At 40.0% G+C, this 14,554-nt stretch carries 16 protein-coding genes; 9 read left to right on the top strand and 7 right to left on the bottom strand.

Features of this window, described 5'->3' with window-relative positions:
* The first annotated feature begins 30 nt into the window (after positions 1-30).
* From QXI54_01300 to QXI54_01260, 9 genes are all read left to right on the top strand, one after another.
* A complete protein-coding gene (locus QXI54_01300; GenBank protein ID MEM0301790.1) occupies positions 31-2,637 on the top strand; it encodes an HD domain-containing protein in 2,607 nt (868 codons plus the stop codon).
* Position 2,638: 1 nt separating this feature from the next.
* Positions 2,639-3,172, top strand: coding sequence for an RAMP superfamily CRISPR-associated protein (locus tag QXI54_01295; GenBank protein MEM0301789.1), 534 nt, complete (start codon positions 2,639-2,641; stop codon positions 3,170-3,172).
* Complete coding sequence (locus QXI54_01290) at positions 3,169-4,290, top strand: RAMP superfamily CRISPR-associated protein (protein MEM0301788.1); 1,122 nt, start codon at positions 3,169-3,171, stop codon at positions 4,288-4,290. The genes QXI54_01295 and QXI54_01290 overlap by 4 nt, the downstream gene beginning before the upstream one ends.
* On the top strand, positions 4,287-4,628 hold the full coding sequence (locus QXI54_01285) for a hypothetical protein (GenBank protein MEM0301787.1): 342 nt from the start codon (positions 4,287-4,289) through the stop codon (positions 4,626-4,628). The genes QXI54_01290 and QXI54_01285 overlap by 4 nt, the downstream gene beginning before the upstream one ends.
* Positions 4,613-5,338: an RAMP superfamily CRISPR-associated protein gene (locus tag QXI54_01280; protein ID MEM0301786.1), complete on the top strand. Its 726-nt coding sequence runs from the start codon at positions 4,613-4,615 to the stop codon at positions 5,336-5,338. Before QXI54_01285 ends, QXI54_01280 begins: the two co-directional genes overlap by 16 nt.
* Positions 5,339-6,151 carry an RAMP superfamily CRISPR-associated protein gene (locus tag QXI54_01275; GenBank protein MEM0301785.1) on the top strand — a complete coding sequence of 271 codons (813 nt, stop codon included), beginning with the start codon at positions 5,339-5,341 and terminating at the stop codon, positions 6,149-6,151.
* Positions 6,148-6,933 carry an RAMP superfamily CRISPR-associated protein gene (locus tag QXI54_01270; protein ID MEM0301784.1) on the top strand — a complete coding sequence of 262 codons (786 nt, stop codon included), beginning with the start codon at positions 6,148-6,150 and terminating at the stop codon, positions 6,931-6,933. The genes QXI54_01275 and QXI54_01270 overlap by 4 nt, the downstream gene beginning before the upstream one ends.
* Position 6,934: 1 nt before the next feature.
* Positions 6,935-7,267 (top strand): hypothetical protein, encoded by a 333-nt coding sequence (locus QXI54_01265; GenBank protein MEM0301783.1) that lies wholly within the window; start codon positions 6,935-6,937, stop codon positions 7,265-7,267.
* A 343-nt stretch (positions 7,268-7,610) separates the two neighbouring features.
* Entirely contained in the window at positions 7,611-8,267 is a 657-nt protein-coding gene (locus tag QXI54_01260; protein ID MEM0301782.1) for a hypothetical protein, read from the top strand.
* A 667-nt stretch (positions 8,268-8,934) separates the two neighbouring features.
* On the opposite strand, the gene QXI54_01255 is transcribed toward QXI54_01260, so the two are convergent.
* From QXI54_01255 to QXI54_01225, 7 genes are read right to left on the bottom strand one after another with little or no spacing between them, the layout of a single operon-like run.
* Entirely contained in the window at positions 8,935-9,450 is a 516-nt protein-coding gene (locus QXI54_01255; GenBank protein ID MEM0301781.1) for a DUF1254 domain-containing protein, read from the bottom strand.
* Positions 9,447-10,004, bottom strand: coding sequence for a DUF1214 domain-containing protein (locus QXI54_01250; protein MEM0301780.1), 558 nt, complete (start codon positions 10,002-10,004; stop codon positions 9,447-9,449). Before QXI54_01250 ends, QXI54_01255 begins: the two co-directional genes overlap by 4 nt.
* A 42-nt stretch (positions 10,005-10,046) precedes the next feature.
* The gene (locus QXI54_01245; GenBank protein MEM0301779.1) at positions 10,047-10,376 is read right to left on the bottom strand and encodes a succinate dehydrogenase; all 330 of its coding nucleotides are present in this window, start codon (positions 10,374-10,376) and stop codon (positions 10,047-10,049) included.
* Between the two features lies 1 nt (position 10,377).
* Positions 10,378-10,740 carry a succinate dehydrogenase gene (locus QXI54_01240; protein ID MEM0301778.1) on the bottom strand — a complete coding sequence of 121 codons (363 nt, stop codon included), beginning with the start codon at positions 10,738-10,740 and terminating at the stop codon, positions 10,378-10,380.
* Positions 10,741-10,745: 5 nt separating this feature from the next.
* Positions 10,746-11,426: a succinate dehydrogenase iron-sulfur subunit gene (locus QXI54_01235; protein MEM0301777.1), complete on the bottom strand. Its 681-nt coding sequence runs from the start codon at positions 11,424-11,426 to the stop codon at positions 10,746-10,748.
* A 9-nt stretch (positions 11,427-11,435) separates the two neighbouring features.
* A complete protein-coding gene (locus tag QXI54_01230; GenBank protein ID MEM0301776.1) occupies positions 11,436-13,124 on the bottom strand; it encodes a succinate dehydrogenase/fumarate reductase flavoprotein subunit in 1,689 nt (562 codons plus the stop codon).
* Between the two features lie 47 nt (positions 13,125-13,171).
* Complete coding sequence (locus QXI54_01225) at positions 13,172-14,548, bottom strand: hypothetical protein (GenBank protein ID MEM0301775.1); 1,377 nt, start codon at positions 14,546-14,548, stop codon at positions 13,172-13,174.
* Between the last annotated feature and the right edge of the window lie 6 nt (positions 14,549-14,554).

Raw genomic sequence — 14,554 nt, 5'->3', positions numbered from 1 at the left:
TATTTTTCAATAGAGATTTGAGGGGATTGGATGTTAAGAGTTGATCCAATTACTCTGGAAGTTTTAAGATCTAACTATGCGGCTTTCCAGAGAATTAAGCAAGTGCTTCTAAATTCCAAAAGACGTTTTGAAGGTCTTAAAGAGTTCAACAACTGGCTTCTGGATGCTATGAGTGAATTCTATGACTTGCCTGCAGATACAAGATTTCCAGGGTTTTTCTCAAGCCTTTACGACCATGCTTTGCTGAGTTCCGCAATTGCGGTTGCGATTGCACTGGATTTAAAAAGAAAAGGTATTGATTTCAGCGCAGAATACAATGGAAAAATTTCAGAGATGCTTAAAGACGAAAAAGGGCTTGTAGAAGTGGTTAGATGTGCATCACTCTTGCACGACATAGGGAAGCATCCTCCCGAGGGGCATTACAAGAGAACCCGTGAAAGTGCTGAAGAACTACTGAAAAATGCGGGCTTTGAGGAAGTTGCAAAAGACATTGCAGAATGTGCATCAAGACACCATTACAGAGAAAGTTTGGATGATGAATACAAACCGAAAACAAAACTGGAATGGGTAGTTGCGTTAGCAGATAAAGTTTCGGTTGTAGATAGGGCTATCCTTATTGAAAGAAATGAAGAGTCTGCTCTGTGCTGTGAATGGCTTTTAAGTAAACTCAACCAAGTTCTGAGTGAAGATGATAAAAGGAATCTGGGAGAACTTATAGACTACTTAAAGGGAAAGAGAGATAAAGTCAGTGAAATTCGAATTATCCCTGTAGACGTGGAGAAAATCCAGCAAGAGATTGACAGAATAGTTTTCAATCCTAAAGAAGTTTTTGGTGTTGAGCCCAAGATCGGGCTTTTATGCTTAGAAACTGCAGGAATTCAGAAATTCGTTACCGCTTCTGACTTCAGAAAATACGTTTCTGGAGCAAGTTCTTTACTTGAAAACGTTCTTATCGAAGTTCGAGATTATTTAAAGGATACTTTTTGTCCTGAGTGCGTGATCTATGCAAAAGGCGGTTCGCTACTTGCAATCGTTCCCGCCAGCTATTATAGAGAGCTCAAGAATGAAATTAACCGCAAATTCAAGGGAAGGACTCGAGTAGCAAGCCCAAAAATTCCGCCTAAGGAGTTCTTTGAATATGAGTTAAACGAATTAAAATACGGTCCCCAAGTTCTTCAAGAGTCAAATTTAGTTCACAAAAGGAACTTTGGTTCTTGTGTATCGAGAACATTGTGTTTTCTTGAAGCAGAAGAGATTTTTGGAGAAACGGTTTCGATACCGGTCGGAGAAATTTGTCGATGCTGTTATGAGTATCCAAGCACTCAAATCTGGAAAGAATTTGATGAAGAATTTCAAATTTGCGAACGATGTAAAATTGTTCTCGAAGAGCAAAAGAGAACAAGAGAAGCTCTTTTATTCTACTTGGATTTGGAAAGTCAGAAAATAGAACCTCGTCCTGAAAACGAATTCTGGAAAAAACTGACCAAAAAACTCGAAGATAGAGTTAAGAATGCAAATGTATTATCTGAACTGTATTACAAAGGTGTGAAGGGGATAACTTTTAAGCTTGTTGAAACTTGGGACTACTTAGGGAGACAGCATTTTTCACCGACTGGAGAGGATAATGAGGGAAATTATGATATTGCATTTATTAAAGGAGATGGTGATAACTTTGGAAAGATAAAAGAAAGCGCGTCTTCTCCCGCCATTTTCAGAGAGATCTCAGAACTGTTCGAAAAGGTGATAGAAGACTCAATTGTTGAAGGATTTATCGAGATTTTGCTGAAAGAAATGGAGATCTTGGGCGTCATTGTAGGAGAAAAAAGTGAGAAAAGCAAATATCAGCTTGAAATACCATTTGACGTAGTCTTTATTGGTGGGGATGACTTCTTAGTATTAATGGACTCCGCATTTGTTTTCATATTCCTTAAAAAATTCAGAGAGAGCGTTCAAAAATTGCTCGGAGAGAGAAAGGAGAGATATGAAAAAGAGGATAACCAAAGATTATCCATTTTCCCTTTGGGTGTTTCGATGGGTGTTGTGATCTGTAAGAACAGAATTCCGATCAAGTCTACTATAGACGTTATCAATGAGATGGTAAAGAAGGCAAAGGAGAAGTCAAAGGAAGAGGCAACTTTAAAGAAGTTTGGCTCTGAAATTTACATCTACTTGCAGAAGTTCAATCAAATACCCACAAAAGGGGAGATCGAAGCTTTAGAGAGAAAACCAGAGCAAAAATCATGTGAAGAAGGATCTGAGTCCCATGAAAAGTTCACTTCTTTTCCAATGAATGGAAAAGAGTTCATTTGTTATATGGAGCATCTCAAATTCTTCGTCGAAAAAGGTATTTCGCCAAATTGGATAAAAAGAGTCTTTGGAAAAGAGAAACCGCGTTCGATTACAGATGCCTGTATAAACCTTCTCTTCAAAATGGCTAGAACAGACAAAGAAAGTGATGAATTCAAAGCTTTGGAGAGACTATACGAGATTCATGAAAAATTCGAGATAAAAGATAAGTTCAGCTATAAACACTTGGACATCGCTGAAAGTGTTAGAGTTCTGACAGAGAAAATTGAGAAGAACGTAAGAGACGAGAATTTAAGAAAAAAGATTAAGAAAATTTTATTAGGTGATTAAAATGGATTTCTGGGTAAAAGATATCAATGTTTCGTTAAAAGTTAGAAAGTTCAGAGTTGGAGGCATACAAGAGGACGTGGATCTCGGTTCTGTTCCTTTAAAATACACCGCAAGTAGTATTAGGGGGTTGTTAAGAAAGGCAGTAAAAAAAGCTCTCAATTCCCTTAACTTGAAAAATGCTGAGGAAAGTGAGATATTTGGTAAAGATGACTTTGAGGGCAAGGTTCAAGTGTTGCTATTAAACCAGAACGAGAAATCTGAGAAAAACGTTAGACATGGGATAAAGATAGATCCATTACTGGGTTCTGTAAAGCACGGACATCTTTTCTCCTACAGCTTTTTAGAAATCGAAGAAATAAAGTTCATCTTACGCCCTTTGATAAAGATAACAAGAGAAGAGGCAAAAATCCTTTACTATGGACTAAATTATTTGAGATATGACACAATTGGCGGATTTGGCTCGAAAGGAATGGGTTTAATAGAGGACGTGGAGATTGATGAGAATTTTAAGAAATTTGTGGAGGTAAAAGTATGAAAGGTGTTTTTTTGGTTGAACTCGAGACCCTCGAACCAGTTGTTATAGTTGCAAAAAAAGGAAAAACGAAATTTTTCGAGACCGCTAAATATATACCCGCTTCATCCATAGCGGGAGCTCTTGCAAGAAAGTCCATTTTCGAAAATGTGAGAAACAACCTTGGAAACTGTAAAAACTTAGAAAGTCCAAACAAAATACCTGAATGTTCAAATTGTCCAGAGAATTGCGATTACAGAAAAATCTGGATAAATAAAGAACTAAAGTTAACGAATGCTGTTGTTGGGGAATGGGATTCAAAATCCCCGGGAATCCCTGAACTACAAAGCGCATGTGAGTCGAGACAAAAAGCTGGGAAAGAAGCAAAGAAAGATCAACTCCTTTATTTGTTTCTGGAGAGGCTATTCTGGAGCGGAAAAGCAAATCTGGAAAAGATTGAAGAAGTTAGAAAGGAGAGATATAAAAAGAGTTTGGCGACTTTTAACGGAAAAGAATTCAAGAATGTTACCCTGATGCAATTTACAAGGGTAGCAATAGATGAGAAACTGAAGTCTTCGAAAGAAAATATGCTTTATGGTTTCACTGCAATAAAAGACGAACAAAAATTCAGGTTTCTCGTATTCTGTGAGAAAGACCTCGCTGACATATTTAATGGAGAAATAAAGATTGGAGCATGGAAATCACGTGGAATGGGGTTAGTAAGGCTAAAAATAGTGGAAAAATACGACGAAAATAAGTTCATCGAAAAAAGAGCAAAAGAGATAAGAGAGGGGTTCGAAAAAATTTACAAACTTTTTGGTGAGAAAATAAACGAATACTACGGCACTTACACCTATCTGACGGATGGGACTCAAAAGCTGGACCTCGAGATCGTTTTCAGGTTAGAGCGGATTAGAAGAAGCTTGAGATATGAGAGAAAAGACAAAGGATACTTCATAATAGCAGACACAATTAGTTCGGGCTCAGCAGGAGTTTTCTATGCAAGAGATCCAGAGAAGATGGCTGAGGAGCTTGCTAAACAGGAGTTAAAGATTTTAAGCCAGCCATGGTTTGACTGGCTTTATTTCAACCATCCTGTGCATTATGAGTTTAGCGTTTTGAATGGAGGTGGGAGATCGTGAGTGGGATTGATAAAGTTAAGGAAGCTTGTAAACTTTTGGAGGGTATAGAAGTGGTCGAAAAAGAAGAAGAAGGGGGAAAGGTTACAAGGAGTTTTTTGAGAAAAGCTCTCGAGATGTTGGATGAAGTAAATAGCAAGGACGAATACTTGATCTCCGTCGGATATGTGGTTGCGAGGAAGGAAGGAGAAGACAATATAAAGTTTTTCAAAAAGCTGAGAGAGCTCACTGAAGGGCTTGGCGATAACTGGAAAGATACGTTGAAAGGTGTTTTTGAGTATACAATCAAGCTCTACCACATTAAGCTTAAGCTGGGTGAAGATCTATGCACGAAGCTCTAAAGGCGAGAAACGTGCTCGAATGCAGTTTGAAAACTCTTTCTCCGCTCCATGTCGGTTCGGAAAAGACCTTGGGGTTTGGAGTGGATAATCCGATTGTGAAGGTTAAAAGAAAAGAAAATGGAGAAGAGAGGGAGATCCCCGTGATACCGGGTTCGAGCATAAGGGGTGTTCTAAGGGCGCACTTCTACAGACTTGCAAGATCTGGAGCATTAAGTAAGTTCGAATGGTTCAAAGTTCTCCAAGAAGAGCTTGAAAAGTTCGAAAGAGATTTTGCAAAGTGCTCTGAAGTTGAAAAAATAAGGAACGTTAAAGAAAAGCTTGGAACTCTCGAAAAATTCTTTGGAATATCTGGACTTGCCTCGCCTTTGAAAATAACCGATGCAGAACCAATAGACTTCAAAACCGGAAGTAGAACACATGTTAGGATAAATCCAAAAAAGGACAGGGCTGAGAAGGGGAAGCTTTTTACTGTTGAATTTGTTGAAGGAATATTCAAGTTCAAAATCGTCTTTGATGAGCTTTCAGAAGATTACGAAGATGTGAACAGGTTTTTCAACGAGGTTTTTTGCAAAACTCTAAAGAATGGGCTCGAAATTCACGTTGGCGGAATGAGATCGAGGGGCTACGGGTTGTGCGAGCTTAAAATTGAAAAGATTTTGCGCTACACGGCTGAGGGGCTTGCAATAGGGCAGGCAGAGGAGGTGAAATAAATGGGAGACTTCAGCAATTATTCTTTAATAACAACCGCAGTGGGGAAGCTAAAAGCGGTAAGCCCCATTAGAGTCGGAGCGGGAAAGGAGTTCAGTGTTGTAACCTCGGATCTACCTGTTATAAAGAATTCAAAAGGTGAGCCCATAATTCCGGGTTCGAGTATCAAGGGATTTTTTAGGGGGAATTTAGAGAAGATACTTCTTGCAAAGATGAAAGAAAGAGAGGCGAATGAATTGCTGAATGAAATTTTTGGAGGGGCTGAGGAAAGAGACCATGCCTCTGCAATACTGTTCCACGAGATTCCAGTAAAAGATAAAACTGGGAAGGTCATCGAGAGAAAGCACATAGCGATAAATCCCGAGACTGGAGGGGTTAGAAATCTATTTGACGTTGAATGCGTAACGGACGGAACGATCTTCGAGGGTAAGATATTCTCTGCAAGAAATCTACATCCAAAGGCTTTGGCTCTGTTAAAGCCGGTAATGGATCTTATGAACCTTGGAATTGCAAGACTCGGTGGTTTTAAGAGTCGTGGCTATGGAGAGGTTGCAATTGAGCTTGATGAACTTCGCCTCATCTTTCCCGGAAGGGATCTGAAGGATCTTAGTCAGGAATTCGAAGTTAAAAATCTCATTCCAGAAAAATTCGATTCATTAAGAGTTAAGAAAGTGAACTCAGACGTTGAAATTGCGAAAAATGTTTTCAAAGCAGATATAATTGAGAACAGCACTTTCTTTGGAGTTGAAATCCGTCTCAAAGGAGAGGAGGTTGCTAAATTCTTTGATTCAATGCTTAGAATGGTGAAACTATGAGCTACTGCGACTTCGTGCCAGTAGATTCAACCCTCCGCACTGTAGTTTCGCCAGATAGTAGGAAGAAGTTTGAGAACGTCTTTTTGCTTGAGCCAGCTTTCAAGCTCAAAACAAATCTGCATATCTCCAGCGGGTTGAAAAAAGTTATTAAAAAAGAGAAAGGGCTCGAAATTTTGCTTCTGCATTACAGGGATTCTAAAGGCAAAGCGGTTATCCCGGGATCGAGCTTCAAGGGAGCGATATCGAGAAATTTCTTAGCCTTATGTGGAAGTGCTGAGATGACATCAAATTTATTCGGGGCGACAAGAGTAAAGGCTGCAATTTCCAAGGTATTCTTTTCCGATCTGCTTCCAGAAAAATTAGAGCTTAGAGAGGTTGAGGTTCTAAGGCAATGGAGACCACAAAAGGGGAGAAGGGGGCAAATCAAGTTTTACACCCGAAGGGCTCCACCAACAAATAGATATGGGCTCATGGAATGCATACCCGCTGGAACACCGCTTAAGGGCAAAGTTGTTGGCTACAATCTAAAACCTATAGAGCTTGGCGGACTAATAATGGCTATGGGGTTTGGAATTGAAAATGCTGTTCTTAAATTAGGTTACGCTAAACCGCAAGGCTTTGGACAAATGTTTCCAGTTGAAATCAAACTTTATGAGCTTTCTTTTGATGGACTTGAACTGAAAAAGAGAGAACTAAACGCTAAAGACTTCATAGGGGAGTTTAGTAAGAAGTTTAGCGATCGAATTGCGAAGTTCAGCAAAGTTATTTTTGCAGGTGTCTGATATGCTCGAGGAAGTTAGGAGATTTCATAAGAATTTACCAAGAATGACGAAAGATCAGGAGATTGCAAAAAGATTGCAGAAAGCTGTTGAGACTGCGATTAGAAACGCTTACTACGATTTGATTTACAACGAGGATAAAAAAGTTGTGTTAAAGGAGCACCTGATCTCTGCAATGATCGATGAAAGAGCCTTTGAGAGAGCAAAGAACAAGAATGAGTGTATCCAGATCGCCGAAAGAATTGCTGAAGAGATAATAAAAGTTGGTGGCAAAGATTTGAAGAAGTTTTGCGATCTTTATGTGAAATGGAACAACGCAAAGCATTTGCTCGAATAAAAGCGGACGATAGGGATTTTTCTATCGAAGATGGAAAAATAATTGATTCGAGCAATATAGATTAAAATCGAAGAAATCAATTCAAAAGAATTTAGTAAAGTCGAAATTCTTGTTCTTGAGCCAAAGAGGCTAACCTGGATCGAAAATATACCAGTTCTTGATTTTATTTCTTCCCTTAAGGCTGATGAAATTCATCTGAATGAACTTATTATTGATAATGAGAAGGTCAGAAAACTCAAAACACTTCTTAAATGTTTCCTAAATGCAGAATTCTTTGGAAAAAGGCCAGAAAAGATTTTTGAGGAGTTTTGAGTATTGAAAGAGGTCGCTGAAAAGCTGAAGAATGCTAAGATGGGGCGAATTTTCTCAGACCTTTTTAGAAGAAATAGCCAGAATCTCGGGGTCTTTAAGTCAGTTTCGTAATATATTTTCAGATATCGAATACATCGAAAATTCGAAGCTTAGAGAGATCTTAGAGGAAATTTTAAAAGCTATTTGGCTCTATTTACATTCTGCAATCAGGTTTGGAGCCAATGAGAAACTTCTCGCACTAAACCTGCTATCTTCTACAATTGATCGAATAGAGACTACGGGGGTTAAAACTTTCAAGATCCTGATCGAGAGTTTAGCAGATAAACAAATGGAAGACGAGAAGGCTAAAAAATTTGCAAAATCATTCTTTTTGGGGGATCAAGACGTTACAAAAATAAAAAATCTCAGAAACAAATCTCCCCTCTCACATGGTGGAACTGAAGTAGATTTAAAAGCATTTATATGGGAGGACTTTATTAGAGTTTACAAAAGGATATCCGAAATTTTGAAGTATCTGAGTTCAATCAAATTCACTGAGAAAGAGGAATCAGACGAAAATTCGTCGGAAAATTCAATAATTGAGCAGATTCTTGAAGTCTTTAACGAAAAACTGATAGAAGATGTAAAAACTTTGGGTTCTCTAATAAAGAACCTTTCAATTCTGCTCTATCTTTCAACGAGTCGATAATAGCAAAAAAGCTCTTTTAAAATGCAAATAAGTTTAACAGAATGAACGGGTTTGCCCGATTTGTGCTGAGAAGCATCTTTCAATACCCGTTTTCAGGGTTTAGGGATTGTTACCCTACCTAAAAATACTGCAAATTCAAAAAATATAAGCTTTTCTGTTCACTATCAGTAACACCAACTGCAGACCTCAAAATTGCATGGGGGTTTAAAAAGGGGATGCAGTGATCATATAAGATTGTTGATTTCTGCTAACGACAATTGAAAACAAAAAATTTCGAATAAAAATCAATTCAGCCAGAATTTTGTTCTATAAAAATCTTAGTCTATGCTGAAGCCTTATTACTGTGCAGTGTATATGATGAATTCTGAATATAAATCGAGTAAATTTTAAGGATGCGGATTTTTATTTTTGGCTTTTGATTGAGTTTGCAAATCTTCTGTGGATTTTGATTGGCTAAAGTTATGATAAAAGTTCTTTGCTGAAAAGAAAAATTTAATAGAATTTAAAGCTGAAATCGGGATTTTTATAAGGCTCCACAGGCTCTTTGACTGCTACTTGGTGTTAAGTGGCAATTTGGTCTTACTTAGTATGAAATTCAAATAAGCTCATATTACCAGATACTCTGTAATATAAAATTAAACACTAAAAAATCAAGAAATCAAAAGGACTACTCAGCCACGAAAGATCTGCACTTTATCGACTTCTGATACTCTTCAAGCTCGCTTAGAAGAGACTTATCTGGAATGAAAATGCGGAAGATTACTATGCCCCTATCACTTGGCGAAATAACGCAGTTTTCTTTCTTACAGCTTTTGTTGGTCGTAAGAATCAGAGTGATATTATCGCTCACCATTCTGTCGTTGATCGTGAAGTAGTTGTCCGTGCTCATTGCATAAAATGAAGCAGACCAGTAGGTAAAATTCGGAACTCTTGCCTCGATGAGCAAATCGGATTTGCTGATGTCGTAAACACATGCAGAATAAAGTATATCGGGGCTCGGCATTACAACTTTCTTAAAGTTCTCATCTACGGGTTGCTGATAGTAAACTTCGTTAACTTTTACCTCTCCTTTGCTGGCAAAATAGTTCGATGTTACGACGATGTAAGGATAAGCATAGATGAAAGCGATGTGGCTGAGGACTGCAAAGACAGCCAATATGGCAAATCCCTTTACTTTGCTCATCTGCACACCTCCTTCATTATTTTTGGAAGCTCGATTTCTGCAATCTTATCATAAACGATCTTTTCGGGATTGTAAAGTCTTAAAGTTATGTAAAAATTCCCCTCTCCCCGTAGCGGGATCCAGTTTTTGCCCTTAGGATCCTTTGAAATGTAAACTTCCCATAAATCTCCGTTTTTTACAACGTTTGCAGATGTTATAGAGTAAATTTTGTGCTCGTTCGGTATCAGAAAGTTATCTTCTCCATAAACTGTAATGCTCCACCATCTTGCTGGCAGATCTTTGCCGACAATTTTGTAATCACAGCTTCTATCAAGCTTCCGCTCACCATCGCTGTCCGCTATGAAGTAAATAGCTTCAGATTTGTTTAGAACATAAAGATAATTCTTTGCCACTATCGCCTTCGTATATGGATCCGCTTTCTCACTGCCAGCCACAAGGGAAGTTTTCCAAACTCCATTGTGAACCCAGAGAAATTCTGGCGCCAAGCTAATCATAATATAAGCAGAAATCACGCCCAACGCAATTCCGAGAAGGGCGTGGATGATCAATTTCATGAATTAAGATTAAGGTCCTTGTTTATAAATTTTTATATAAGATTAAAATCTCATGAGCAAAAAGAGCCCGTAAGCTATGGCTAAGATTGCCAGCATCGCTATTGAGACGTTAACAAGCCTTTTTCTTTTCATTCCCCCTTCTGTGTCCAAAATTACCGCTCTCAAGCCGTTGAAGGCGTGGAATGAGACAACAATAAGCAGTAACGCATAGAAGAGCTTGTAATCAAAGCTCTTAAGCCTCTCTACCGCACTTTCGTAGCTTAGCAAGTCGTGTGCTGAGTGAGTTGCAAAGAAGTGCACAGTGATCAGAAAGACCATCGCAATCCCAGTTATCGCCTGCAAAACCCAAGCTATTGGCTCAAAGCCACGCATTTCAATCACCTATTGCAAGGAACATTATATAGCTTCCATAAAGCCATGCAACCACTGCCAAGAGTCCAGTGATTATGAGCACAACTCTTCTGTGTTCATGAGCAAAGCCAAGCTCGTGAATTATTATTCGAAGCCCATTCAGCCCGTGGAAGACACCGCATAGGATCAGCAATGAGTCGAATATGAAGAACTGCTTAGACACGGTAATGCTCGTGAAGAACTCGTAAAGCTCTTTTTCCTGAAGCGAGGTAAGGTAAGCCAAATGCAGACAGAGATAGAATAGCAGAATTAGCCCAGTTATTCGCTGGAACATGAAGGTCATCCCGAATGGGGAGCGATATTTGAACCAGCCAAGTATTCGCATTTTTCTCACCTCAGCGTTGCCCTTCTTAGCAACTGAATGGCTTTTGCGGGCTCAATTTGCTTCGGGCAAACTTCACTGCACTCCATCGCTGAGTGACATCGCCAAACGCCATTAGGCTGAGAAACTATTTTCAAACGCTCCTCTTTGCCATGGTCTCTGCTGTCCGCATTGAATCTGTATGCAGAAGCGAGTGCCGCTGGACCAAGATAGCTCTCGAGAGTTGCTCCCGCAGGGCAAACGGAGTAGCAGGCTCCGCATTTTATGCAGAGAGTGAAATCGTAATAAGCTTTTAACTGCTTTGGAGTCTGAATCTGCTCCACGGGATTCTCGTAGCTGATCTTCGGGTTAATAAGATAGGGCTTCACCTTCTTGTGCTTTGCAAAGAAGCCCTCGAATTCGGTAACCAGATCTTTTATAACCGCAAAGTTGTCAAGTGGCTCAATCTTAACTTCTTTGAACTTTGAAAGCTGGGTTTCGCACGCAAGCCTTGGTTTGCCGTTGATTTTCACCGCACAGCTCCCGCAGATTCCCATTCTGCATGAAGCTCTGAAAGCAAGGCTGTTGTCAAGATTTTCTCTTATGTAAAATAGCCCATCGAGAACGGTCATTGCAGTCCTCACAGGCACTTCAAAAGTTTGCCAGTAGCTTCCATTTTTTTCATTAAATCTTTTTATTTTAAACTTCATGCTTTCACCTCAATACTTCCTCTCCACAGGCTTCCACTTCGTGATCGTGACTGGCAGATATTCGAATCTTGGCTCCTTGCCAGTGTAGTAAGCAAGGGTGTGCTTTAACCAGTGCTCATCGTCTCTCGCTGGATGATCCAAGCGGTAATGCGCACCTCTGCTCTCAGTCCTTAGCAAAGCGCCCATTGCAACCACTTCAGCCAGATCAAGCAGATAGCCGACTTCAAGCGTTGAAAGCAGGGCGACATTGAACTTTCTTGAGCTGTCTGAAATCGCTACCCGCTCATATCTTCTTTTAAGCTCTCTTATTTCCCGCAAAGCCTCCTTTAAGCCCTCACCTGTTCTGAAGATCCACAGATGGGTGTCCATTACTTCGTTCAGCCTCTTCTTGATCGCATGCGGATTCTCATCACCCTTGCCAATTTTATCGTATATTCTGCTCTCTTCCTCTTTTATAAAATTCTTTGGGATCTCTGGTTCTTTGGCATTTTCGGCAAACTTCAAAGCCATCTCTCCAGCAACTCTGCCGAAAACAAGGCATTCAACTGTCGAGTTGCTCCCCAGTCTGTTTGCTCCGTGAATGCTTATGCAGGCACATTCCCCGACTGCAAACAAGCCCTTTACTGGAGTTTCCGTGAACATATTTGTATGAATGCCCCCCATCGTGTAGTGCTGGACTGGCTTAACTGGAATTGGCTCTTCAACTGGATCAACGCCAGCAAACTTGATCGCAGCCTCTCTTATCATCGGTAGCCTTTCTTCGATCTTCTCCTCACCAAGATGGGTTAGATCGAGAGCGATGTATGGACCATGCTCGCTTTCAAATCCCCGTCCCTCTATTATTTCTTTCCACATTGCCCTTGCAACCACGTCTCTGGGAGCCAATTCCATCTTCTCCGGGGCGTATTTCTGCATGAAGCGCTCTCCAAGTCGATTTCTCAAATAGCCCCCTTCTCCTCTGCAAGCCTCGGTCATTAGTATTCCCGACGGAATTAAGCCTGTTGGATGAAACTGCATGAACTCCATGTCCTTTAATGGAATTCCACAACGATAGGCAATTGCAATCCCATCTCCAGTAACCTGATGGCTGTAAGTCGTAAATCCGTAAAGCCTTCCCGCCCCACCTGTTGCAAGGATCACCGCTTTGGCTTTGAAAAACTCAAGATCTCCATTTTTGAGATCTATTGCTGAGATCCCCTGAATTCTGCCATCTGCTATTGCCAAATTTGTCAAAAAGAACTCGTTGAAGAATTCAACATTTTCGTAGCTCAGCAGTCTTTCGTAAAGCGTATGGACTTCATGAAAACCAGTTCTGTCCGCAGCGAAAACAGTTCTTGGAAAACTCTGCCCACCAAAGGCTCTCTGAGCGATTTTTCCGTCCGCAGTTCTGCTCCAAGGACATCCCCAGTTTTCAAGTCTTATAATTTCTTTGGGGCATTCCCTCACAAAGAACTCAACCGCATCCTGATCTGCCAAGAAGTCGCTTCCCTTTACCGTGTCCCACTCATGAAGCTCAAAGCTGTCGCCTTCTCTTAGCACTGCTGCACTTCCGCCTTCAGCACATACGCTGTGACATCTGATCGGATAAGTTTTAGATATAAGAGCAACATAGACCTTTCTGCTTTTCTCAGCTATTGCAACTCCCGCCCGCATACCCGCAAGCCCAGTGCCGACAATGGCGATGTCGCACTCGATCACATTATCACCTTTTACCTGCCCAGCTACGTTTTAAAATATAGGTTTTTCTAATTTCTCATCTTACGAAACATAATCACCAAAAGTATCAATGAAAAGAAAAATGTCATCGCATATCCAACAGGGTTCGTTAAGATCTGCATTGGTGTCATCAGGAGAGCCATAAGGATTATGCATAGAATAAACAGAACTGCCATTCTTCGAAGTCCCATCTCGGGAATTCCTACCTCATCGCCCTTATAGTTGAATAGATACAGTGCGCTAAAGGCAGAAATTGTTAAAGGAATCGAGAATGCAATTGTAAAAGCCATAAGGGATGCTCCAAAGATGTATGAAATAGACATAAGCACCATTGAAGCTGTGCAGATTATTAGGCTTGTTGTTAAAAACTTTCCGAGCATGAAATCCTTCTTGGAAAGCGGAAGGGTTCGCAGAAAATCGATTTCTTTGCCTTCGCCCCTCGTTATAAGTCCAAGGATTATAGGTGCGAATAGGGAAACTGTTGCTACAGCCTGAATTACTACAGAATTTCCACCGCTTATACTGCCCATTACGAAAACTTGTGGAGCGGTAATCAGAAAGGGGAGAAGAATCCCCAATAGTCCAGAAGGGTGCCGATAGATGAGCTTTAAATCCTTCATAACCAATGTAAAGGTTTTTCCACCTCTTAAAACTTTAAATTTTGTCTTTGAAGTCTTCTCGAACTTTGGTTCAAACAGCGCATTGACTCCTTTTTTAGAGATTTTAACGTTGATTGGAATCAGAATTGCTGAGTATAGCACTAAAAAAATAAAGCTCTTAAATGAGTCGCAAAGAACCGTAAAGGGATACAAGAAATAATAATCGCCTGATAGTTCCAAAATCTCCCCAAAAATCCCAGATCCCATAAATTCAGGTATCATTATCAGGATCAGAACCAATATGAACGCCCCAAAAAGTGCTTTGGAAATGAATCCTCTTCTTCGGGCAAGTGTAACACCAAAAATAGCCAAGAAAGCCATTCCAACCGTGTGCCCGAATAAAATGGCAAAAATTAGCCAGAAGAAGTAAACGATAGAGTATAACGCGTCTTGAAACGCCATAAAAACTACAGATGGGACCGCAATCCCCAAGATCGCAAGCGAATCGATAAGAAAAAGTATTGAGATATGCTTTTCAATTCCAGAAACTGGTAAAACTCTTAAAGGTTCGAAAACTCCCGCAGCGGTTGTTTGTTGTAAGCTTACTGAAGTCATAAAGATCGAAGATAAAAACAAGAATAGAGCAAAAGATAGCTTCAGAGAACTAATATCTGGATAAGAAAAGACTATGAGGATCCCAAGGAATAAAAAGACAGAAAAAAGCATTATAAAGCTCCTTTTAATGTTAAACTTCCTTATTCTCTTCAGTAAAGCTTCTTCAGAAATTCCAGGGTTCCTTTTCATCATCTGAAA

It is taken from the genome of Archaeoglobaceae archaeon, from assembly GCA_038734275.1.
Taxonomy (GTDB): domain Archaea; phylum Halobacteriota; class Archaeoglobi; order Archaeoglobales; family Archaeoglobaceae; genus WYZ-LMO2.
This window is presented reverse-complemented; position numbering and strand designations above follow the sequence as displayed.